The organism is Bacillus sp. MT94, assembly GCF_058792475.1.
The window spans coordinates 363,236-386,350 of record NZ_JBXAEZ010000005.1 but is presented as its reverse complement, the minus strand read 5'-3'; the positions used below and the strand labels follow the sequence as shown (position 1 = coordinate 386,350).

The 23,115-nt window shown below is 35.2% G+C and carries 17 protein-coding genes, 5 pseudogenes and 1 riboswitch; of the genes and pseudogenes, 14 read left to right on the top strand and 8 right to left on the bottom strand.

Annotated elements, in window-relative coordinates; all coding sequences use genetic code 11:
* Positions 1 to 113: 113 nt before the first annotated feature.
* Positions 114 to 707: a TasA family protein gene (locus AC1Q51_RS20085; protein ID WP_000053759.1), complete on the bottom strand. Its 594-nt coding sequence runs from the start codon at positions 705 to 707 to the stop codon at positions 114 to 116.
* Between the two features lie 204 nt (positions 708 to 911).
* Here AC1Q51_RS20085 and AC1Q51_RS20080 point away from each other — a divergent pair.
* The 3 genes and pseudogenes from AC1Q51_RS20080 to AC1Q51_RS20070 form a co-directional block, all read left to right on the top strand.
* Positions 912 to 1,043 (top strand): annotated as a pseudogene (locus AC1Q51_RS20080) (IS6 family transposase); the annotation flags it as partial.
* Positions 1,044 to 1,316: 273 nt separating this feature from the next.
* On the top strand, positions 1,317 to 1,850 hold the full coding sequence (locus tag AC1Q51_RS20075) for an RNA polymerase sigma factor (RefSeq protein ID WP_000529862.1): 534 nt from the start codon (positions 1,317 to 1,319) through the stop codon (positions 1,848 to 1,850).
* A complete protein-coding gene (locus tag AC1Q51_RS20070; protein ID WP_100910133.1) occupies positions 1,840 to 2,667 on the top strand; it encodes an anti-sigma factor in 828 nt (275 codons plus the stop codon). The genes AC1Q51_RS20075 and AC1Q51_RS20070 overlap by 11 nt, the downstream gene beginning before the upstream one ends.
* A gap of 47 nt (positions 2,668 to 2,714) precedes the next feature.
* Here the strand turns inward: AC1Q51_RS20070 and AC1Q51_RS20065 are convergent, their stop codons facing one another.
* Positions 2,715 to 4,430 (bottom strand): peptidoglycan D,D-transpeptidase FtsI family protein, encoded by a 1,716-nt coding sequence (locus AC1Q51_RS20065; RefSeq protein ID WP_100910134.1) that lies wholly within the window; start codon positions 4,428 to 4,430, stop codon positions 2,715 to 2,717.
* Positions 4,431 to 4,928: 498 nt separating this feature from the next.
* Here AC1Q51_RS20065 and AC1Q51_RS20060 point away from each other — a divergent pair, with 498 nt between their 5' ends.
* Entirely contained in the window at positions 4,929 to 5,924 is a 996-nt protein-coding gene (locus tag AC1Q51_RS20060; RefSeq protein ID WP_305925778.1) for a VanZ family protein, read from the top strand.
* Positions 5,925 to 5,979: 55 nt separating this feature from the next.
* On the top strand, positions 5,980 to 6,378 hold the full coding sequence (locus AC1Q51_RS20055; RefSeq protein ID WP_100910136.1) for a hypothetical protein: 399 nt from the start codon (positions 5,980 to 5,982) through the stop codon (positions 6,376 to 6,378).
* Between the two features lie 568 nt (positions 6,379 to 6,946).
* Here AC1Q51_RS20055 and mmuM read toward each other — a convergent pair.
* Both mmuM and mmuP read right to left on the bottom strand, forming a co-directional pair.
* Complete coding sequence (gene mmuM, locus AC1Q51_RS20050) at positions 6,947 to 7,924, bottom strand: homocysteine S-methyltransferase (protein WP_098015682.1); 978 nt, start codon at positions 7,922 to 7,924, stop codon at positions 6,947 to 6,949.
* A complete protein-coding gene (gene mmuP / locus AC1Q51_RS20045; protein ID WP_000428531.1) occupies positions 7,899 to 9,308 on the bottom strand; it encodes an S-methylmethionine permease in 1,410 nt (469 codons plus the stop codon). Before mmuP ends, mmuM begins: the two co-directional genes overlap by 26 nt.
* Positions 9,309 to 9,391: 83 nt before the next feature.
* Positions 9,392 to 9,499, bottom strand: a riboswitch (SAM riboswitch).
* Between the two features lie 343 nt (positions 9,500 to 9,842).
* Here mmuP and AC1Q51_RS20040 point away from each other — a divergent pair.
* Positions 9,843 to 10,087 (top strand): annotated as a pseudogene (locus AC1Q51_RS20040) (IS4 family transposase); the annotation flags it as partial.
* Here the strand turns inward: AC1Q51_RS20040 and AC1Q51_RS20035 are convergent.
* Positions 10,063 to 10,311 (bottom strand): annotated as a pseudogene (locus AC1Q51_RS20035) (IS4 family transposase); the annotation flags it as partial. The pseudogenes AC1Q51_RS20040 and AC1Q51_RS20035 overlap by 25 nt on opposite strands.
* Positions 10,312 to 10,652: 341 nt before the next feature.
* On the opposite strand from AC1Q51_RS20035, the gene AC1Q51_RS20030 reads away from it, so the two are divergent.
* From AC1Q51_RS20030 to AC1Q51_RS20005, 6 genes and pseudogenes are all read left to right on the top strand, one after another.
* On the top strand, positions 10,653 to 12,890 hold the full coding sequence (locus AC1Q51_RS20030; RefSeq protein WP_492331677.1) for a transglycosylase domain-containing protein: 2,238 nt from the start codon (positions 10,653 to 10,655) through the stop codon (positions 12,888 to 12,890).
* A 342-nt stretch (positions 12,891 to 13,232) separates the two neighbouring features.
* On the top strand, positions 13,233 to 13,919 hold the full coding sequence (locus tag AC1Q51_RS20025; RefSeq protein ID WP_276565559.1) for an ABC transporter permease: 687 nt from the start codon (positions 13,233 to 13,235) through the stop codon (positions 13,917 to 13,919).
* A gap of 177 nt (positions 13,920 to 14,096) precedes the next feature.
* Positions 14,097 to 14,309 (top strand): ATP-binding cassette domain-containing protein, encoded by a 213-nt coding sequence (locus AC1Q51_RS20020; protein WP_257140145.1) that lies wholly within the window; start codon positions 14,097 to 14,099, stop codon positions 14,307 to 14,309.
* Positions 14,310 to 14,322: 13 nt separating this feature from the next.
* Positions 14,323 to 14,439, top strand: a pseudogene (locus AC1Q51_RS20015) (hypothetical protein); the annotation flags it as partial.
* Between the two features lie 15 nt (positions 14,440 to 14,454).
* Positions 14,455 to 14,730 (top strand): hypothetical protein, encoded by a 276-nt coding sequence (locus AC1Q51_RS20010; protein ID WP_255259069.1) that lies wholly within the window; start codon positions 14,455 to 14,457, stop codon positions 14,728 to 14,730.
* A 310-nt stretch (positions 14,731 to 15,040) separates the two neighbouring features.
* Positions 15,041 to 15,221 (top strand): annotated as a pseudogene (locus tag AC1Q51_RS20005) (hypothetical protein).
* A 229-nt stretch (positions 15,222 to 15,450) separates the two neighbouring features.
* Here the strand turns inward: AC1Q51_RS20005 and AC1Q51_RS20000 are convergent.
* The 3 genes from AC1Q51_RS20000 to AC1Q51_RS19990 form a co-directional block, all read right to left on the bottom strand.
* The gene (locus tag AC1Q51_RS20000; protein ID WP_098508543.1) at positions 15,451 to 17,238 is read right to left on the bottom strand and encodes a helix-turn-helix transcriptional regulator; all 1,788 of its coding nucleotides are present in this window, start codon (positions 17,236 to 17,238) and stop codon (positions 15,451 to 15,453) included.
* 114 nt (positions 17,239 to 17,352) lie between these two features.
* The gene (locus AC1Q51_RS19995; protein WP_097914605.1) at positions 17,353 to 17,931 is read right to left on the bottom strand and encodes a sensor domain-containing protein; all 579 of its coding nucleotides are present in this window, start codon (positions 17,929 to 17,931) and stop codon (positions 17,353 to 17,355) included.
* A gap of 203 nt (positions 17,932 to 18,134) precedes the next feature.
* The gene (locus AC1Q51_RS19990) at positions 18,135 to 19,472 is read right to left on the bottom strand and encodes an erythromycin esterase family protein (RefSeq protein WP_016512591.1); all 1,338 of its coding nucleotides are present in this window, start codon (positions 19,470 to 19,472) and stop codon (positions 18,135 to 18,137) included.
* Positions 19,473 to 19,831: 359 nt separating this feature from the next.
* On the opposite strand from AC1Q51_RS19990, the gene AC1Q51_RS19985 reads away from it, so the two are divergent.
* Together AC1Q51_RS19985 and AC1Q51_RS19980 are read left to right on the top strand one after the other, a co-directional pair.
* Complete coding sequence (locus AC1Q51_RS19985; RefSeq protein ID WP_492331700.1) at positions 19,832 to 20,710, top strand: CPBP family intramembrane glutamic endopeptidase; 879 nt, start codon at positions 19,832 to 19,834, stop codon at positions 20,708 to 20,710.
* Between the two features lie 635 nt (positions 20,711 to 21,345).
* Positions 21,346 to 22,791 carry a L,D-transpeptidase family protein gene (locus AC1Q51_RS19980; protein ID WP_001064063.1) on the top strand — a complete coding sequence of 482 codons (1,446 nt, stop codon included), beginning with the start codon at positions 21,346 to 21,348 and terminating at the stop codon, positions 22,789 to 22,791.
* The last annotated feature ends 324 nt before the right edge of the window (positions 22,792 to 23,115 follow it).

The following is a 23,115-nucleotide window of genomic DNA, read 5'->3' as shown; positions in this document are numbered from 1 at the left end:
TACACATGTACTAGTATCACTGGTTTTTTATATGGAAATTTGATGGTCAATTTGACAAATTATAAAAAATTACAAGCTCAGTTTTACATTTTTCCAACGATATTTTTGTAAAATTATCTTTCTTTTCCCTCTGTTTGATTGGCTTGGAACTCCATTTTTAACGCAATACTATCCCCTTGGAACACGTTCTGATCTGTGCCGTTGTCTTCAAATACAAACTTTATCCAAAACCAATCCATTTTCCCAGGTTTTAACCCCCCTGTTTCAGTCCACTTAGAATGAAATACTTTTTTGGAGACAATCTCTGAACTTTGTGATTTTAGTTCTGCAAGGGTTGTCTCGTATGCAGGGCTTTTTGCAGGATCCCAATCCCAAAGAAATTGTACTTTAATATGTTTACCGAAATCTTCTGTAGTATTATTTTGTTTTAAGTCGTTTACAGTATAGTCTATTTTCATCATGATATCTTTAATATCTAAGGAACCACTATTTTTTAAATTGAATTTTTTTAATATTTTGTCCCCAGGTTTTAAATTTTCTAAGTTAAGTGAAGTAGTTGGTTGCATAGCTAAATCCAATGTACCTGCAGCAAATGTATTATTTGTCACAACTTGATCGCTAAAATATGCATATGTTCCCCCACCAATTAAAGACATACCAAGAGCGGCTGAAACCACTCCAACACCTAATTTCTTTTTCAATGACATTTTTTGTTCCTCCCATATCATTTTTACAATTTTTCTCCCTAATTAACTAAAACGCTCCCCTTGATACAGGTATAGCATCAATTGTAAGAATTTTGTATTGAAATAAGAATATTACTTATTGAGAAAATTATGTTGTTATTTGTTTTCTATAAATTAAACGTACTCAAAATAGAAAGTTTGAATCCGGAATTTTCTTATTATATAGCGCTGCGGCCTTTTCATGTTTCGAAGCCACGTGTAATAACAATCGATAAGAATCCGGCTTATTCTATAGCAATTGAGTAGTTGAAAAAAGAAAAAGGCATACCTGATAGTAAGCAACTTAGACAACAAAAGTAATTGAATAATATAGTAGATGGACTTGTAACATAAAATACGATTTCGTTAGGAATATATATGTTTTATTCTCTTTTACGTTGTTTTTGCACCAGGACCAAAATACAAAGGGCGCAAGAAGAGCTACGTAACGTTAAGAGGAAATAAAGAAAGCGTAGCTATATAGAAAAAAGCGGTATGGAACAAATGAAACTTGTATCATGTCTATATATTGAAACCATATTAAAAGTGAGGGCAGTTTTATGTTTATTCAAATGAGTTTGAGGTGTAGAAATGGGACAGAAGTTTATTGAAAAATGTAATCATGACGAGCTCGACTATGTTATTAAAGACTATTGGCAAGATGTATGGAATTATTCATTTATTATTACAAAAGATCCACACTTATCAGATGATATCACACAAGATGTCTTTATAAAGGTTTTTAAACATTGGCATTCGTTTCGAAAGGATTCATCTATTAAAACGTGGATATTAAAAATCACAAGAAATACAGCAATAAACTATTTAAAATCCGCTTATTTTAAAAGGATATCTTTAGTGGGATTTTTTAGTGACGACAAGCAGTCTTCTTCGGCAGAACAACAGTTTTTTAAACAAGAGGAACTAAATGAAGTGTGGGATGTTGTATTAAAACTACCTAAAAAACACCGTGAAATACTAATATTAGACGCAAAATATGAATTATCTTATGAAGAAATGGCTGAAACATTAGGTGTGTCAATTGGAACAGTCAAATCTAGATTAAGTAGAGCGAGAAGTAAAGTTTCAAAACTAATAGGGGAGGGTAGAAGTGATGAACAGTAAAAAAAATCCTGACTGGTATAGTAAATTGAAAAAAGGACCAATGGAGCATCGGAAAGATGAAGAAGAATATATTGATAAAATAAAGCAATCGGTATATCAAAATAGTAAAGTAGATTCTGTAACATATAAGAGACCATTTCGAAAAAAAGCATTGCCTGTTGTAGTTGTTTTGGTTTGTACAATGTTATTTTTCATTGTTCAACAACCTTGGCTTGATGATAATAAATCACCGGTACAAAGTAGTACTCAAATTGAGCCGAAAACAAAAGATGAATCTGCTCAAGATGCATCATTGAAACAATTTATGAATGATTTATATCAAAGTACAAATTCAAAAAATGAAAATGATTTGTATAGAGCATTAAATGAGGAAGTTCTATTTAAAGGGAAGAGTTATAAGAAGGATGAATTGAAGTTTAATGAAGATATTTTTCATGAGTTGCAAGTCGCTCTTACAATGGGGGGAGAGTTTGCAAATGATACAAAGCAAATATATAAAGTACCAAGTGGATTGACAGAAAGTGACCAACCAAAGCAGGCGCATTATATATATGCAACTGTTACTGGAAATAAAACGAAGATTTTAGCTGAACCAAAACGAGAAGCACATGTTTTATACGAAGTAACTAATGAAATGGTAAAAGCTTGGATTCCAGAAAAAGTACAGAATGAGGAATATATAAAAATATCGACATTTAACGGTAATACTGGGTATGTACAAAAAGAATATGTTTTAACGGATATTAAATATTCATTTGTGTTCGAAAAGGATCATGAAGGTATGTGGAAAATAATAAATATAGATTCTATATGGTAAAAGAGGAAGGTTCACTTTAATGAACCTTCCTCTTTGTTTTTATTTTCTTATTGAAGTGTATGCCAGAACTCTAAAACTTCTGCTGTAACGAGAGCAGCGATGTTTTTTTCTGAATTACTACCCGGAATAACGACAGAAATTGCGATTTGTGGATTTTCGGTAGGAGCATATGAAATGAAAAGAGAATGATTTATCATTCTTTCTTGCTCATTAGGAGAACCTGTACTACCCGTTTTACCTGCGACATGAAAGGGTAAATTTTTAATCTCCTCTATATTCTGACCCATTCCACCTTGCACGACACTCCAAAATTCCATAGGATAACGATTTGAACTTTCTAAAAGGGGTTTAAACTTTTTGGTTTCTTTACCATCTTGACCAATAATAGCACTTACAATTTGAGGTTTATATTTATCACCTTTACTTGCCAAAGTTGCTGCATATTGAGCGAGTTGAAGGGGGGTATGCACTTCATTTTCTCCCCAAGAGGCATTTAATAAAGCGGAGAGCCCCTTTTCAAACGTATTAGATGGATGGAATTCATATTGTCCGTCTTCTTCAAAGGGTAAATCAATCCCGGTTTTAGAACGTAGGCCGAATTGCATTAAATAATCTGTCCATATATGTGCCACTTTTTCTATATTCCCATTATTTTGGTTGAATAAGGGCAGAGCTACTTTTGCTGTCATAAATGTGTTAGATGAATTAATGATAGCCTGCCTTGGTGTAATCTCACCTGTTGGCGTTCCAGGTGCATTCGAAATGTTATTTTGATTATCATACTGAAAGGTACCCTTATCTAAATAAGTATCTTCAGGTTGAAAAAGCTTTTCGTTTAATCCAATTAAAATAGTAAGAGGTTTTATAGTAGAGGACATATTTACATAAGATTCACCATACTTTAATTTTTGAATTGTTTTATTTTGCGAAAGTGATTTAAAGTTTTCATTTTTAGATGATACATATGTATTTGGATTAAATACTGCCGAGTTGGCCATAGTTAAAATTGCACCAGTTTTTACATCGCTCACTACAGCATAACCACCTTTAGCATCAGGTAATTTCTTAATTTGGGATCTTAATGCTTCCTCTGTTTTTTGCTGCAATTTAGAGTCTAAGGATAGCCGGACATCTTTTCCTTTTTGTACGTTTTGAATGTTCCAGAAGAACTTTTTATTACCAATCTTAAAAATAAGAGTTTTTCCTGGTTTTCCTTTTAAATCATTTTCATATTGCAACTCAATCCCACTTTTTCCAACAAGCATATGCTTTGATTTAAGGTCATTTTCTACATACCCAATTACCTGCGAACCAATTTCGTGTTTAGGATAATATCGAATCCATTCATCATTAATTATTACATTATTGGGTTTGTTTTTGTTTATGAATGCAAGTTCATTCTCAGTTATATCAGAGTATAACGGTATATCATTCATAGTCTGCTTTTTACAAGATTGTTGTAATTGAGATTTTATGTTCTTTGTAGAAATATCATGTTGAAACTCGCTTGAAAATTGATTAAAAAAAGCTAATGTGTTTGATGTGTCTTGTTTCGATAGCTTTTCATTATTAGAAGTGCAATATAGAGACTTAACTTTCTTATTTGTAGCTAGTATTGCACCATTTTGATCAAAAATCTTTCCTCTTTCAGCTGAAGAAGTTGCGATAGTAATTGAAATGAAGTTGATTTTTAATAAAATTAGTAAAATCAAACCTAGAATAGAAAGAACCGCAAAAAATCTCCATCTTTTTGTATGTAACATATAACCCTCCCTTATGTAGCCTATTTCATCTTATATTTAATTATTTTTTTTGTAAATGTGGAACAACTTTATTGTTTAGGTTGTCTATTAAGTATTACAGCATGAAGAAAGGAATAATTAGTATGAAAAGTTACTAACAAGTCTATTTATAAGTTTAATATGAGTCATTATACAGTTTAGCATCTCTAATGTAAGCAACAAAAAAATAGAGAGAAAAACAAGAAAGGCGATTTTTCAATTACTGGGCTGTACCCTATGCCCATCAAGCTAATATTTTCAGGAACCCCAAAACAAAAACTTTATCTCTTGACAGTTATTTATGTAAATTTAGCTCGTATTTTTGAACGGCATGACGATTTTATCTTATTCAGCCTTGTTTAAAATTACTTCCCTAACGAATAAATCCTATATCTTTTGCGAGCCTTTGAAGGTCCAAAGCTCGATTGTTGAATTAGTAATCACTGTACAAAATTATATTCATAAAAACAGAGGTGTAAAATGAACACTATTTTTAATCTAATCGCTAGCTATGCGATTACTACGATTCTACTCACATTCTTGTTACTACTTTTATTTGTTTTTAGTTATTTTGTATTATACAAAAAGATATGTAAAGGAGAAAAAAAACTTACTGTAAAACAAATTATATTGTTTGTTTTAATAACAGGATATTATTCCCTTGCATTATCAGCTACTTCATTTGGTCGTTCAGATGATATGGCCTTTGTAAGAACCATTGATTTTGACGTACTTAGTGTTTATAAAAAAGCATGGAATACATTTTCATTTACTTCCTTTTTCCATATCATTGTGAATATAGGTATGCTTTTTCCTTTAGGAATTTTATTCCCATTATTTAGTAAGGTTTTTCAAAAAACAAAATGGATGTTAATCATCTCAATTATAGCAAGTTTATTGATTGAAATTCTTGAATTCACACTGCAACGAGGAAGTATGGAACTAGCGGATTTACTTCATAATACTTTAGGCATGATGCTAGGATATTCTGTGTTAAACATAGTTCTTATATTTTTGAAAAAAAATCAAACAGATACCAAAATAATCAAATATTTATACCTTCCCATTACAGTAAGTTTCGTCGCACTAGGAATAATGATTTCGTATCAAATGAAGGAATTTGGAAATATGCCTATTGATCCCATTACAAAAAATGATATGTCTCAAGTTACTATGAAAACATCAATACAGTTAAAAGACGAAGGGAAAAAAATGCCTGTTTACAAATATTATGGTACAAAAAAATCACATATTCGAGATGTTGAAATTCTTTCTCCAAAGGAGGCATTTCAAAAATTGAAACAAGGAGAGTTTGATCCTATAGGATCCTTCAAAGCAGGTGATACATTATTCATTACAAAATATAATATAGATTACTATACTGATACAAAAGGTTTCTCACAGCCTATATATGTTTTTGAAGTTCAGTTAAATGATAGGGATAGTTGGTTTCAACCTATTTCCGCAAAGAAATAACGTAAATTTGGTTTAATTGCCAAGCTATTTAAGAAATAAACAGAGACCTGAATGTATGAAGAAATATTATGAAGGGCATGAGGATTGGTATGAAAATAAGACGGAAGCAGTTAAGCAACGATATGAGTGGTTAGAAGAAACTTGCCGACTTGAAATGAAATCGTTTAAAGAATTGCAATATAAACGAATTACTGGAACGGATGGAGAAAAAAGATTCATTAATGACATTGATGATTATTTTAAACATTATAGTATAGAAACTTATGATATGGATTGGGTAGAAAAAGAATGTGTAAACGTGATGTTCTTCTTCATTTTAGATGAAGCTAAACAGTATCAAAAATATTATCCTCATAATCTTGGGAAATCAAGAGTATCTTGTACAGCTCTCCTTATACCTAATTATAAATGTTTATGTTCAATCTTAGATTTCCTGCTTGGAGGAATAAAATGATCTTGAACAAAGTTTATATAAATAATCCTACAAACCATTGCAATATAAAATACTGCACAAAAGAAGATTAAAATGTATTTAAATGTCTTGTTTATATTGGTACCTTCCTAAAAGGAACTAATTTGGATTTTAATATTGTATGTAAAAAGGAAAGGATAGTTGAACAGGAGAGTATACCTGTTTACATCTATCCTTTTTTACAACAATATGACCACATTTACTACTACAACAAATTTTCATATAGTTATTGAACTATTTTTTGAATAACTAAATTAACCTTTTCGTTAACTTTAATTACGAATAAATGGTCCCCTTCACCTTCAATTGGATCAACTACATCTTCATTAAAAGATTCAGCATGTTGTCTACCATGTCTATTAAACTAACAGTTTTTATTTTCCCTAATTCTTTTCCATACCTAAGGTACCCAAAAGTCCACTGGATTCCCGAGGCTACTATCCACATTTGTGTCTCTAAAAAGACTTTTTGTGCCACTAGACGTAACTGTAGATTCCTGAACAAGAAAAATCATGAAAATACACACAAAGTTAGATTATCATCCATTACATTACTGTTTTGCTTCGTTCGAATAGAAAAACTCGGAAGAACGCCACTTGTTCGATATCTCCTCAATGTGATAAGGTGTCGTTCTGCAGCATCCGCCTATTAAACGTGCACCTGCTTGGTACCATTCTTCAGATTGAATATCCAACGTGTTACATTGTTCATGACCATGCCATGTTTTTGTTTCTGGATTATAAGTTTCACCAGAGTTTGGATAAACAATAATTGGTTTTTTTGTGTTTGCCCGTAACTCTTGGATTGCACCAGTCACAACAGTTACGGGTGCACAATTGATGCCTATCGCTACAATTTGTTCACTTTTCTCAAAAACTCGTGCACACTCCACTAGTTTCATACCTTCACTAATCTCTTTCTCATTTTTTAGCGAAAAGGAAAGCCACGCATATGTTTCTGGAAACTCACGCAATAATGTATCTAATACTCTTGCTTCTTGCAGGCAAGGGATCGTTTCAAATGCCAATAGATCTGCACCTGCTTCGATTAACGCAGACATTCTCGAACGGTGAAAGTCTGCTAATGTTTTATCTGTCACAACATAGTTACCTACATACTCTGAACCATCTGCAAGGTAAGCTCCGTACGGCCCAACTGATGCAACAACCAATGGTTTAGGCCTATTCGTTTGCGTATTTTCCTTCCAAAAATCATCTCTTGCCTTTCTTGCAAGTAACACCGTTTTCTTAATTAATTCCAAAGCTTCCTGTTCTTGTATTCCACGCGCGGAAAACCCACTAATAGTAGCTTGATAGCTTGCTGTTATGGCACAGTCTGCTCCAGCACGAAAATAGTCCGAATGCACCTGATAAATTAGTTCCGGGTTTTCTAGTAACACACGTGCCGACCAAAGGGGATCGTCCAAATTACATCCATGCGCCTCCAATTCAGTAGCTAATGCTCCGTCAAGAAGCATAATGGAATGTTGGGATAAAATAGCATCAATTGGGTTGATTTTGTTCGACATAATCTACACCCCTCTTTTTTAGATTTTTTGTTAGATAATAACTTCCATAGCAAAACAAAATAAACGGTATGCCGCAATATAAGGCAATTCTCTGTGTTGGATCGAATGCAATTCCAATACACGATGCCAGACAAAGGATAAAAGAAGCAATTGGTACTAATGGATATAGTGGTGTGCGATAAATCAAGTCCTTTTCAGAATTTCCTTCTTTCAAAAATTGTCTGCGAAATAGGAACTGGGAAGCGCTAATACTCATCCAAACTATAACTACTGCTAGACCGGAAATGGAAACAAGTACGATATAGACAGTATCTGGTGCCACAATACTTGAGAGCAAAGCCAAAGCTCCACCCATCATACTGAAAATGACGGCGTTGATTGGAACACCTTGCTTCGTCATTTTCCCAAAAATCGGGGATATCGTATTCTTATTAGCAAGCGACCAAAGCATTCTAGAAGAGGCATAAAGGCCTGAGTTTGCCGCAGATAAAATGGCTGTTAAGATAACGAAATTCATTATGTCAGCTGAATATGGCACCCCAATTCGTTCTAGAACTGCAACAAAAGGGCTCTCTAATACCCCTGCATCGGAAATAGGCAATAACGCAGATAAAACAACAATCGTTCCTACAAAAAAGATGATCAATCTCCACAGAGTAGTTCGAATGGCCTTCGGTATCATTTTTTCTGGGTTCGCTGTTTCTCCAGCTGCAATGCCTATTAATTCTGTTCCCGAAAAAGCAAAATTAACCGCAAGCATGGTCATCATAATGGCCGTAGCACCATGAGGAAATAAACCTCCACTTGTAAAATTAGAAAAGAATGGTGCTGCTTTTGAATGAGTCATTGGAAGAAACCCTAGCATTGCCGCTACTCCTAAAACAATAAAAATCACAATAGCTATAACCTTTATCGATGAAAACCAAAATTCGGATTCGGCGAAAAATTTAACAGTCAGGACATTTAATACAAAGATCAAAATGGCAAAAAGAGCACTCCATACCCAAATATTAACCGATGGAAACCATCGCTTCATAAGTAATCCTGCGGCTGTAAATTCAGACCCTAAAGCAACAGTCCAAGTTAACCAATACAACCAGGCTACTGTATACCCTGTACCAGGTCCAATGTATTTAACTGCATAACTATGAAATGCGCCCGTTTCAGGCATATGTACGGAAAGCTCGCCTAAACATAGCATAACTAGATAAACTACTAGCGCACCAATCAGATAGGATAGAATTGTTCCAAACGGGCCAGCTTGTTGAATAGTGTAACCCGAGCTTAAGAATAAGCCAGTTCCAATCACCCCACCAAGTGATAGCATGACTAAATGACGTGCTTGCATTTTTCTTTGAAATTCTCTCCCATTTTTGTTCTCCATTTCTACTCTCCTTTAGTTACTATCCAGAAAAAACAAAAACGCACTCTAAAAAAGAGGGCGTTACTGACAAATAAAAACGGAAGCTCTCATCTATCAGGATTATCACCCGCTGGAATTAGCACAGTGTCTACTTAAGCAGACCTGTTGCTGAGGTTTCATAAGGCCAGTCCCTCCACCTCTCTGGATAAGAAATATTTTTTTATAACCTTATCAATCCATTTAATAACTGTCAAGATAATTCTGTTTTTTAAAAAAATATCTATTATAGAAATACAAAAAATAGAGTATTACTATAACTGCAACCCACTCCTTCTCGGGTATTATTTAAAAATCGAACATACACAACCTGATTTATTTATGATACGGTTCACAAGCACTGCCTCAAAATTTAATACACTTCTAAATATCTTCTTACTTCTTTGGCTATGGGGTCACCATACATAACCATCAACTCAGGTGATTTTAATACCCTCAAATATCAAAAAAACGTTATCTTTTCTAAACAAGCTAAATTAGAAAGGATGATGTTTTCTTATGAATCTCTCGATTCAAGATGAATTATTACCATTTGCAGAATAATTACAACGATATGTTACACCTGTATTCTTAGAAGAACTTGCAAGGGAAATAGGATTTATAAGGCGAAGACTTAAGTTTTCTGGATCAGAATTAGCTGCTATTTTCATTTGGATTAGTCAACGGGCGGCAAGTGATTCCTTGGTTCGATTATGAGTGGGCTTCATGCAGCGGCAGGGCTTAGCCCTGAGGGAATTAATAAAACTCCTGTTGAAGTTTCTAATTGACTACAAAGTTGAGTAATAGAGGTAGTAGCGGTTTGTTGATTTAACCATACACACAAATATAAAAAATGATGCCCATGGCACTTGCGTTTTCATTTCATTCCGCCTGCTTCTATAGCTAATTGATTAAGTGTAGTGGGAGACATATATCGATATAACTCTTTAGCAAATAAAGACAACTCTTGTTTTTGATAAATATTTATAAAAAGCACGTCACCTTTTCTCATTAACATAAGTGAATAGTAACGTGCTTTTAACTTCAAGAATAGTCTAAATCCTTAAGTTGATGGATGTGGGGTACCACCACATGCCCATCAAGCTAAAAATGGATTTTCTATGAAATTCCATTTTTTTGTTGTGCCACTATTACCGTTTCTGTTTCGTTATCAGATAAGCTCAAATTTCTTCCTCATCTTAAAGTGGAACAAATTTATTACTTAAATTGTCTATTTAGTACCCTTTTTAAATATGAATATATTTCTTAAAGTGACTTCAATAATTTTAAGTAAATCAAAAGGAGAATTGAAAGGCAGGAGAATATAGCATGTCAGAAAATTATCGTTCTCGAGAGGAGCGACGACAAGTTAAAAAGAACAAACAGCCAGCAGCTAAAAAACAAAAACCAAAAGGCAAGACATCATTTTTTCGTAAGTTTTTAATTAGTTGTTTATTAGTTGGTATTGTAGGGTTAGTCACAGGGGTTGCTACTTTTTTCGTTATGATCAAGGATGCGCCAAAACTCGAGAAAGCAAAACTTGTTAATCCGTTATCCTCAAAAATTTATGATAAAGATGGGAAATTGATATATGAATATGGGAAAGAAAAACGAACGAATATTATGTATGGTCAAATTCCTAAGTTAGTAGAAAATGCGTTTTTAGCGACAGAAGATGCACGTTTTTACGAGCACAGTGGCGTAGATTTTAAAGGTACTGCACGTGCAGTTTTAGTCAGCCTAAAAGGGGATTACGGCTCTCAAGGTGGAAGTACGATTACGCAGCAAGTTATTAAAAATTATTTCTTATCGATGGAAAAAACGTCAAAGAGAAAGGCACAAGAAATATATTTAGCGTATAAGCTAGAACAACAGTATTCAAAACATGAAATTTTAGAAATGTATTTAAATAAAGTTTACTTAGGTAACCGTTCATACGGAATTGCAACAGCAGTACAAAATTACTATGGTAAGGAATTGAGAGATTTAACACTACCAGAAGTTGCAATGCTTGCTGGCTTAATGAAAGCGCCTAATAACTATGATCCAACGAAAGAACAAAATATCAAAAAAGCAACAGAAAGAAGAAATGTTGTACTTCAATTAATGAATCGACATGGTTATATTACAAAAAAGGAAATGGAAGACGCATCAAAAATTCCAGTAACAGAAGGACTTAAGAAAGCAACTGAACAAAAAGAAATGCCATATCCTGCTTTTATGGATGCGGTTGTGAAAGAAGTTGAAAAAGAAATGCCAGATGCAAATATTGGATCTGACGGTTTAGAAATTTATACAACATTAGATCCAAAGGCACAGGATTTTGCGGACAAGCTTTTAAATAGCGGTATTATTAATTATCCAAATGAGAAATTCCAAGGGGCTTTCACATTTATGGATACGAAAACAGGAGAAGTACGTGCAATTGGTAGTGGACGTGGTGAAAATAAAGCTGTTTTTAAAGGACATAATATTGCAATTGAATTAAATCGCTCAGCAGGTTCCACGATGAAACCAATTTTTGATTACGCTCCTGCAATTGAATATTTAAAATGGGCTACTTACCATCAAATTGATGACTCTCCATATAAGTATTCAACAGGACAAGAAGTTAGAAATGCAGATAGAAAGCATTTAGGACCAATTACAATGCGTGATGCATTGAAAACTTCCCGAAATATCCCGGCTATTAAAACTGCAAAAGAAGTAGGAATTAATAAATCAAAAGCTTTCTCTGAAAAGCTAGGTATTACATTTAATGTAGCACCGACCGAATCAACAGCGATTGGTACAAATGAAGCGTCACCAACTGAAATTGCAGGCGCTTATGCGGCATTTGGTAATGATGGTAAGTACACGAAACCACATTTTGTTAAGAAAATCGTTTATCCAGATGGTAAATCAAAAAGCTTTGAGCAAAAGCCAAAACGAGTTATGAAGGATTCTACAGCATATATGATTACTGATATGCTTCGTACTTTTGTTTCATCTGGATTGGGTACAGCAGCTAATATAGGTTCTTTAGATGTAGCCGGTAAAACAGGGACAACAAACTATTCTTTAGAACAAATAGCACAATATAATCTACCAGAAAGTGCTAATCGTGATAGTTGGTTTGCTGGTTATACACCACAATATACGATGGCTGTATGGACCGGATATACAAAGGATAGTAAAGATGATTATATTAGTAGTAAAAATACGAAAATTGCTCAATTGATTTTTAAAGAAATGATGAGTAAGTTTGCTACAGATAAATCGCAATTTAAAATGCCGAACAGTGTGGTTCAAGAAGATAGCGAATTACGTATTAAAGGTGAGAAGCGTGATACTTCTCCAAATGCGAAAATAGCCAATACGACTGAACAGCCAAATGAAAATAAGCAAAAAGAAAAGCAAAAGAAACAAGAAGAATTAAAGAAACCAGAAGATCAAAAGCAAAGTGAGCCAAACAACGGTAGTGGAGAAGGAAATACAAAGCCACCAAGCAATGGGGAGGGTCATGGAACGCCAATGCAACCAAGTAATGATGGGAATTCAGGAGAGAATCCAGCCAATAATGGTTAATAAGTAATATGAAAATATTGTTGGTCCTTTGCAAATTTAAAAAAAGCATAAATATATTAGTAAATGAGGAACAACGTTTAGGAAGTAGCTAGTAGTCGTTGAAGTACATGGTAAGTCGAAAGGGTGAAGTCTCTTTATATAGTACCTTTTAAATGAAAAATGCGCTATTCTTTCTGTAGAATCATAGGAAAGGATGGCGTTTTTTATGTCTGTTTCTGTGTCTGACGAATTACAACTATTTGCTCAAGAGATTCAAAGTTTTTTATCTCCAAATACCTTACGGGATCTTGCTAGAGATGTTGGTTTTGTACAACGAGTGAACCGGCACTGACAGATATATCGGTGGAGATAAAACGTGGCGAGACTGTGGGAATTATCGGTGGTACTGGTTCAGGCAAATCTACATTTGTGAACTTGATTCCGAGATTTTATGACGCTACCTCTGGACAAATACTCGTCAATGGAATTGATGTAAGGAATTATAGTCTACATGAGTTACGCGGTGAGATCGGAATCGTTCCGCAGAAGGCACTGCTCTTCACAGGGACGATTGCGCTCATGTTGTATACGAATCCGCTCATGACCGTCGTCGTGCTGTTATCTGCACCAGTGACTTTCTTCGTAGCGCGGTTCATCACGATGCGCTCCCAGCAGCTATTTCGTGATCAGGCCCGCATATTGGGTGGACTGAATGGCTATGTCGAGGAGATGATCGGCGGGCAGAAGGATGTTCAGGCCTTCCGTTATGAAGATCACTCTTTTGCGGAGTTTACAGCGCGAAATGATAAATTGTATCACACAGGGGTAAAATCACAATTCGTCAGCTCTCTGTCGAATCCATCCACCCGTTTGGTGAACAATGTTACCTTCTCAATCATCGCCTTAATTGGGAGTATTATGGTCATTATGTCTAGAATATCGGTCGGGGGATTATCGAGTTTCCTGATTTATGCCAATCTGTTCGCTAAACCGTTCAACGAGATTACCGGAGTAATTACACAGTTGCAATCAGCTACGGCCTCGGCGTAACGTATCTTTCAGGTACTTGATGAATCGGCGGAGTCACCGGAGGCTGAAGATGCAGTTCATATCCCAGCTAAGCAGGGGACGATTACATTCCATCATGTGAAGTTCGCTTACCAGCCTGACCGTCCCCTTATTACCGATTTGAACCTAGTTGTTGAACCAGGAACACGTGTCGCAATCGTGGGACAGACGGGTGCTGGCAAGACAACATTAGTGAATTTGTTAATGCGATTCTATGATATTGATGCCGGTGAGATTGCGATAGATGGTATTAATATTAACGATATGGCCCGTGATAGCTTACGCCATACTTTTGGGATGGTGCTACAGGATACTTGGCTGTTTGGTGGGACAATCCATGACAATATCGCCTTATGGGAAACGGAATGCTAGCTAGGATGAGGTTATAGCAGCCGCTAAGGCAACTAACGCCCACAGCTTCATCAGGCGGCTGCCGAAGGGCTATAATACAGTAATCAACGGCTCCGGCGACAGCCTGTCCCAGGGACAGAAACAGCTCTTGACAATCGCTCGGGTTATGCTGGTTGATCCGCCTATGCTAATTCTCGACGAAGCGACGAGCAGCATTGATACGCTGACGGAGATTCGTATCCAGGCGGCGTTCCTGAAGATGATGGAAGGCAGAACGAGTTTCGTTATCGCTCACCGTTTGTCGACGATCCGTGAGGCAGATATGATCCTCTACATGAAGGACGGGGATGTCGTCGAAAGCGGGAGTCATGAGCAGCTGCTGGAGCAGGGTGGGTACTACGCCAATCTGTATAACAGCCAATTCGCGGCTGTGAATGGTTAGTAGACTATTTGTAACATTATTCCGAAAGTGCTCACGATGCGTGGACCGGGTCTTGGCCTAAATAATCTCCATCATTTTATACTATATTTATCATATGTATTAGAAGATGGTGCAACATTAAAAATTAACTCTGATACAGTGTAGTCATATTGTATCAGGGTTTGTATTATTTTATAAAAAAACATAATATATTCAGTTGAATAAACTTTGCTGTAATGAATAATAAGAGTAATCAATGCGTTTCAGTAAAAACACCTATTGCTTTTTTTAACTTATTATTTCTCCCTATAAATAATTCTCCCTTCTATCCATTCGGAAGAAAAGGAGGCGATATAACAAGGAATTATTGTTTGAACTTTTAAAAGAAATTGCCGGAGCAGTTGTGCGTGAGCTTTCAGCCTACATATTAAGATAGCAAATGCAAAAAAGATAACAAAAAACCCGCGCTTCACCGACCAAAGTACAAGCGTGGGTCTAAAAGAAAAAGATAATGCATAATAACAACCACCTTGACAGTAGCAGTTATGAAACGGGATGTGTCCAGCATTTCGCCTATTTTATTTTATCATTATAAAGAATGAAGGAATCCCCACTTCTAAACGAAGTGAAAGTGGGGATAGTTCAATATATTGTAAATAGAAAGAGGATTAAATTTAGGAGAAAATTTGCATCTTGTAACTACAGTTTACTTTGCTGTAAAGAAACAAAAAAACATTTTTCTTATTCAATAATTCCAATTTCTAGAGCCTTTTGAACAGCTTCTTCTTTGTTACGGACTCCTAACTTTGTATAAGCTGTGGAAGCATAATTTCTGACCGTACCATTCGATAAATATAACCTTGATGCTATGGTAGTGTATCGAAGTCCCTTTGCTACTAGCTGCAATATTTCTATCTCCCTAGCTGTTAGCTCATAAGCGGTTGCTTTTGATTGTGGTGTCTCTTTTTGCGCATCAAACTTCTCAAATATTTTGTGAGACATTCCCTGATCAATTAGTGTCCCACCTTTGTGAATAAGTCGGATCGTATTAGCTAGCTCCAATGTTTCAATGGATTTGAGTAAAAAGCCATCCGCACCGTTGCGAAGCGATTCCAACGCCTGTTCGGTATCCTGAAAAGTTGTGAAAATCAATACGCGGATATGTGGCCATTGTTGCTTAATCTTTTTGGTTGCTTCAACTCCATCCATGTGCTGCATATCTAAATCCATAAGTATAACATGGGGTTGAAGACGTCCACACAAATCGATGGCTTGATTGCCATCCTCAGCTAAACCGACTACATTTAAATCTTCATATCTATCGAGTAGTGTCCTCAAACTTTCCCGAACAAATGGTTGATCGTCTACAATTAACAAACGAATAAGTCCATCTTTTATTTCAGTTTGTCGCGGTATGGTACATGTAACAAGCATTCCTTCCTCTGGCTTTGTATATACAGACAATTGCCCTTGTAAATTCATTGCTCGTTCTTTCATCGCATTCAGACCGAAGCCTTCCTGCCATTCTACATTTCCTTTTCCATTATCTTGAACTTCTAGTCTCGTATATTGTTGTTCAAACTGCAATGAAACTATAATTTCAGTTCCCTGACCATGACGTACTGCATTCGTAAGGGACTCTTGTAAACAACGAATGAATGCGATCTTCGCTTGCCGAGACAGTGGGTATTCCTCTCCGAATGTCCTAAAACTTACATTTACCTGAGCGTGCTCCTGAAATTCGACTCCAAGATTTTGTAGAGATTGAATCAAGGAAGGCGATTGACACGGAGACTCCATTTGATGTAAGTAACCTCTCACATCCTCGATGCTTTTACGTCCCATTTCAAGCAGAGAATCTAGCCTCTGTATACCCATTTCAGTAGCAATTTCGGTACGCAACGTTTCCATCCCCATAATAATAGAAGTATAAGCGTGACCAACTGTATCATGAAGCTCACTCGACAGTCTGTTTCGTTCTTCCGCCAGTGTAATGCGTTCAATCTGAGACATATATTGCTCAAGTACCGCGTTTTGTTTACGAATCGCTTCATTTTGCTTATGATTGACGATTAATAAATGGAAAGCGAAGCCCATTACATAAGCAAGTCCATAGTAGGTAACTAAAATCCAATAGCTATTACTTGGCGCAACCGCATAGAGAATTCCAGTTGTTATAAAAACTGTTGTTGGAGCTGTCCAATAATAGGACAAATGCTTACTATTCGCAGCAATTAGAAAAGCCGATATCAGAAATGTAACGTTAGCTTCCGGAAATAAAGAGGTTAAATATATACACAGTCCACCATATAGCAGTATTTCTGTGAACAAGTAATATTTGTAATTGAACAGTAAGGCTACCCATGGAATCGAGAAGGCAACAACCTCCCAAAAAATAACAATCCAAAGTGGCAATGTTAAACTATCCTGAAAATCGAATGTGGTTATGGCGATAGAGACACTAACAAGTATACGGACTCCTAACATAATCCAATCGTACCAAAACCAATACTTAACCATATCTAACAAGTCATTTACCCCCTAAGTAGCCTACCTTTTTACTTCATATATTATAATTTAATTCTTCATGCCTATTATACTTTTAAATTTAAAACTGCGATACTACTCACAGATTGCAAACTTCTATCGATTTAGTTGCCGAATCATGATACGTGTATAGCCCCCAAATTTCTTTGTCAAACCATCTACTATTCTAATACTTATGGCGATACATACTATACCCATAAACATTACAAAGAGTGACTTGGCAAACGTATCTATCTGTATGAATATAATATTCATTTCAATGTATTGATACAGTAGTGGTGCCAATAGCAACATAAGTGGCATTACATAAAAAATGATTGCACTAATGAGACTGAAAATGCCAATTACTAATTTCTGCATTAACCAATAGACAGCACACCAAGTGCGACGATCAGTAAGCACTAATTTCACCTGAGCCCAGTTCGATGTATCTATTGTTATACTTCTATCATAAGGGTCTGTTGAAATATCTGTATAAATTTTCGTCTGTATACGCTCGAATTGGATAAAAGGTGTAGTAGTCTGTAGTACGCGTATAACTAGTGGAATTCCAATTACCGTAAATGAAAGGGTGAAGCTGAATAGCAGAGCTATTAGATAAAAACAAAAATAAAAAAATCCTGTAACGAAAGTTAGCAATAAAAAATAACCATTCTGGATGAATCTTGATTTCATAAAGTTCTCGCTCCTATCTATGTAATAACCGAATTGTACTGCTTTTTTTGTCATTCTCACTAGTGTAAAAGTGTCATATGACATTTCTAAATGATGATAAAAAGGGGGAGAGTAACCTACTTCTGGTTAAAAAAGATGCTTATATCAATCACCATAAAACAATCCCGTTCTTGCAGATGCAAGAACGGGATTGTTTTATACTTTTATTTAATATGAGATGGACTTGTTTTTCGAATATGAAACATAATATCAAATTGCTCAAGCAATGACGTATCAAAGTATGCCGATTCGTTCGGGAAGATTTGTCCCCCTATACTTAGTAATGGTCTTTTTGCTTTAACCCATTTTTCTGCTTGTCCTTTAAGGTGACGGTTATCCAATAAAAACATGTTATATGGTACTTTTCCGAGAGTATAATTGAAACTTTTTACATCTTGTGGAATAGTGTCGGTTGTAATCTTACCTCCAGTGGAAGGATCATATTCGCTGTATAAGGTAAAATTCCCCTCCGTAGTTGTACTACCAATTGTGACATAATTATTGTCTAAACGTTCCTTCAAAAATTGCCCCGCAACATAAGGGTATAATTTCTCATCGATAATTCCTTTAGCTATATGAATATTGTGTGCCCATACCATCGTTTTACCACCAAATGTTTCTTGTGCCCACATTGCATGATCGGCCAAGTATTGCTCATGTAGCTTTAACATACTTGGATAGTCGTTAGGAATTAGCATTGTGGTAAATTTCTCTATTGCACTTGCCGTTGCTTGCGCCCAGATGTACTCGGGTGAAGCTATTTCTGTGTTGGCTTGCCCATTCTCATCTTTTAGTAATTGGGCTACTCTCTCAGCGTTTGCTTTGAACTTTTCTTTTATTTCAGGAGCAAGGTCCATATATTCCTTTGTACTTCCATTAAAAGCCGACAATTCTTTATAATTTCCTTCTACTTCTGCCAGCAAATCTGGTCGATGTAGTCTTACATAATCAATCACTTTATTAAAGCAACCTTGGTCCAACTCCTTTAAGTCGAGCCCAATAAATTGGATCTTTTTTTTATTGGATGGATCAGCATTATAATCTTTCATCCACTCAATCATGGCTATAATTTCATCAGTAGGATATAACAAGTTTAAAAATTCCCTAGGGTTTCCTTTTCCTGTTTGGATATATTCATTTAGTTTTAAGCCGTTTCCCCAATCTTCTTCCATTGTGAAATTTGTAAAACCCATCTCAGTAACCAAATATTTCACAAGGCGAAACTTCATAGTGAAAATTTCAGAGCTTCCATGAGTATTCTCTCCTAATCCTACATATTGTGCGCTCCCAATCATTTTCTTAAGTGGTTTTAAATCCTCAAATGATTTTGACGGCTCTATCGTTTTTAATGGGTAAGCCTGTGATTGTATGGATTTAACTATATTTTTTTGTATTGATTGACCTGAATTTTCGACTGCTACTGTTTGAGCCTTTCCTACTTCCGCGCATCCTGTGACTAATAAAGCTGTACTAACCATTGCAATTATGCTTTTCTTATTCATTTTTTCCACCTCAATTGAATTATTTGTAAAGCAAGATTGATTCATTGTACTTGCATGAATCAATTGCCTTAATTCAATTGTTATCTATTCCATATCATATTTTCTAGTTACATATTGTCATAAGGTTAATTGACACAGGTCATAGACTAATCATTACACTTTTGTACTATCGGTTATGACAACTTATAAATAATAATTACATTGATGAGTCGTAAGTAAGACTAGACTATAAATTGGGGAGGGATTTTAAAGATGAATGAATCTGTATACAAAAACATTTTTATTCTAAGTTGTGTCTGTGGAAATGACAAGAAGTAAATTCGATAAACAAGTGAATGAAAGGGGAAGGGCGGATTAAAATGATATTACACGCAAAATCGTTCCACAATAAAGATAAAATCCAACGTGCTAAAATAGGACTTCAACTCTTTTTGAGTGTCTTAATCATTACTTCTATTATCCTAAATGTAGTAGTAATAATTACGAAAAGTATGCCGCTTATTGTGGTATATATGTTTACCCCAGCATTTTCTTCTATTTTGACTCGCATAATACTGAAAGAAGGGTTTAAAGATGTATCTTTTAGTCTCGGTAACTTAAAGATATGGAAGGGGATTGGGTTTGCTCTGCTAATACCTATGATTATTTGTGGAATTACTTATTCTATCGCCTGGTTGAGCGGAATTGCGGGGTTTCAGCATCCCGAAGGTGGTATGTTAGAACCAATCTACAATATACTTGGACTTCAGTATGTACCGGAACCATTCAGTTTTATTTATCTAGTAGTATTGAGCGGCGTTTTAGGAAGTTTGCTTAACTTAATCCCAGTTTTAGGAGAAGAAATGGGTTGGCGAGGTTATATGCTTACAAGGCTAGTCGATGCAGAGTTTTCACGGCCTATCCTTATTAGTGGATTGATTTGGGCAACGTGGCATGTTCCAATTGTTATTGCTGGTCTATATGTAGAGGGATCATCTGTCCTACTTTCAGTACTTGGCATCTATTTTTGTATTGTGCCCTTCAGTTATATTACAGCCTATTTACGACTTATCACAGGTAGCGTTTGGCCTTCGGTTATCATCCATACTACTTGGAATGCCATTATTCAAGGACCTTTCGCACGTGCAAGTACAGGATATCAAACTGAGATTTGGATTGGAGAATCTGGCTTGATAACCGCTATTATTATCTTGGTTACTGCAATAATTATGTCTCGAATCGTAAATTTTACTAAATAGCATACGGATGTGTTTTAAATTCAATTAGTGAAATATGACGAGGCGAAATAAGATGCACCTAAAAATATTAGAAAAAATCTAGTTGAATGGACTCTTACTTAATCTTAGGCTGCTGGATATATGGGAGGCATCAAGCTAAGGGTTTAATTTATAAAAATAAACTTGGTTGCCATAAAAAACATAATGTTTTCATTTAAAGGCTATGAGATGAAATTTCATCATCTTCATCAAGTTTGACCTTCAGGAAATAAAAAGTTAAACGATTATACAAATACTCTAACTGAAAAAACGATAGTCCTTTTATCAAAAATGTAGAAGGACTATCGTTTATTTTTTGACAAAATTAGGGGTTGATGTTCATAAAAATGGATAATATAATTCGTATTTTACGTAAAGAGAAAAATTTTCCCCTAGAATATTAAGCTAAATTTCTTGGTGTGACGGTTAATTTAAGTTTCACTTTATGACTTGTAAAGGGCTGTTCAATGCATCGTACTATTAAAAAATCTAAATTAAATCATTAAATTGCGATAAAATGTGGTCGGAAATAATGAAATTTTAGGAAAAATAAGGTACACTAGTCTATGATTTTAGTTAAAAATCGTTTGACGTTAATGCATACGGGGGAAAGATTGATGAACAACAATACAACAAATGAATCAGTTGAAGAAATTGATCAAAAACGAGTAAGATCAAAAAAACGTTATACAAATTGGAAGTTTATCGCAGCGGGTATTGGTGTAATTGCACTTCTTATTGGGGGAATGAGTTATTATCAGGCAACTCACTTCAATTCGAATGTTACAATTAATGACACAAAAGTTGGTGGTCTGAGCGCTGATCAGGCAATACAGAAATTAAAGACATCTGGACTAGCAAACAAAGTCTATGTTGATCAACAACAAATTTTAGATGAAAAAGATACAAAAACGGAACTTACGGAAAAAGATTTGCCTCAAGTTAAGAAACTATTAAAAAGTCAGTGGACATTTTTCCCTTCCTCAAAGGGAGAAAATTATTCATTGCTACCAGAGAAGGCAGATCAGTATCGTAGTGAAACGATGAAGAAACTTGTAGAAGAAACGCTCATCTCTATGAATGAAAAATTAAAAGCGCCTCAAGATGCTATGGCGAAGCTAGAACAAGGGAAAATTGTTATCTCGAAAAGTGTTGAAGGAAAACAGTATGATGTTACTAGTCTACTGAAAGATTACGATAAGCAAAAATATAAAAGCGAAATTCATCTGAAGTCTGCATACATAAAACCTATTAAAGAAGACGATCCGATTGTCAAAAAAGAGGAGAAAGCACTACAGAATCTTCTTGGGCAGTCTGTTGAGTATAAAGTGCAGGATGAAGTTTATCCTTTAAAAGCGAAAGATTTAATTCAAAATGCCTCTATGTCAAAGGATATGAAAGTTACAATTGATGCGAGTGACATTAAGAAGAAAATTACTGAAATTAATAATGCCAAATCAACATTAAATAAAGATTTCTCATTTAAAACGCATTCCGGTTCAGTCATATCAGTAAAAGGGCAAGGATACGGCTGGGCACTAGATGTTGAAAAAGAAACTAAACAAGTTCAACAAGCCTTTGAGAAAGGCGAAAAGTCGCTTTCTGCTTCTAATATTCACGGAAATGGTTGGGAGAAGGAAGGTATCGGTTATAAAACAACAGCGAATAATGGCATCGGAGACACGTATGCGGAAGTTTCAATTGCAGAGCAACAAATTTGGATTTATAAAGATGGAAAATTAGTCGTTACAACAAATGTAGTAACGGGTAAACATAGCACGGGTGAAGATACATCACCAGGTGTTTGGTACGTCCTATACAAACGAACACCATACACGCTAAGAGGTAGCGCAGTAGGGAAAGCTGATTATGCGGTTAAAGTAGATTACTGGGTTCCATTCACAAATAGCGGTCAAGGATTCCACGATGCCGGCTGGCGAAAAGACTGGGCAAATAATGCTTATTTAACAGGTGGATCAGGTGGGTGTGTGAACCTTCTTCCTAATGTTGCAAAAACTGTATATGATAGTTTGAACACGTATGATCCAGTTATCGTGTACTAGAAAATAGCTACGTATCAAGAAATAAACAAAGCAGGAAATCTTATCTGATGGTATATGAAAAAACACCTCTTGCATTCGCATACTAAGTGTGCAAATGCAATGGAGGTGTTTTTGTTTGAATACAAGAGTGTATTGCTTATAAGAAACAAAGTAGAAAGAGATTAAGAATAAGTATTCAAATAATCAATAAAATTGACAATGAATATCATTTTCACTTAATATAGAATCGTCGCATTTAATTAGACATGAATTTTTTGTTAATATAATAGATTTCTATTAAGTTGTCATATTTACGAACTATTATTAAATATTTTAAGAATTTAA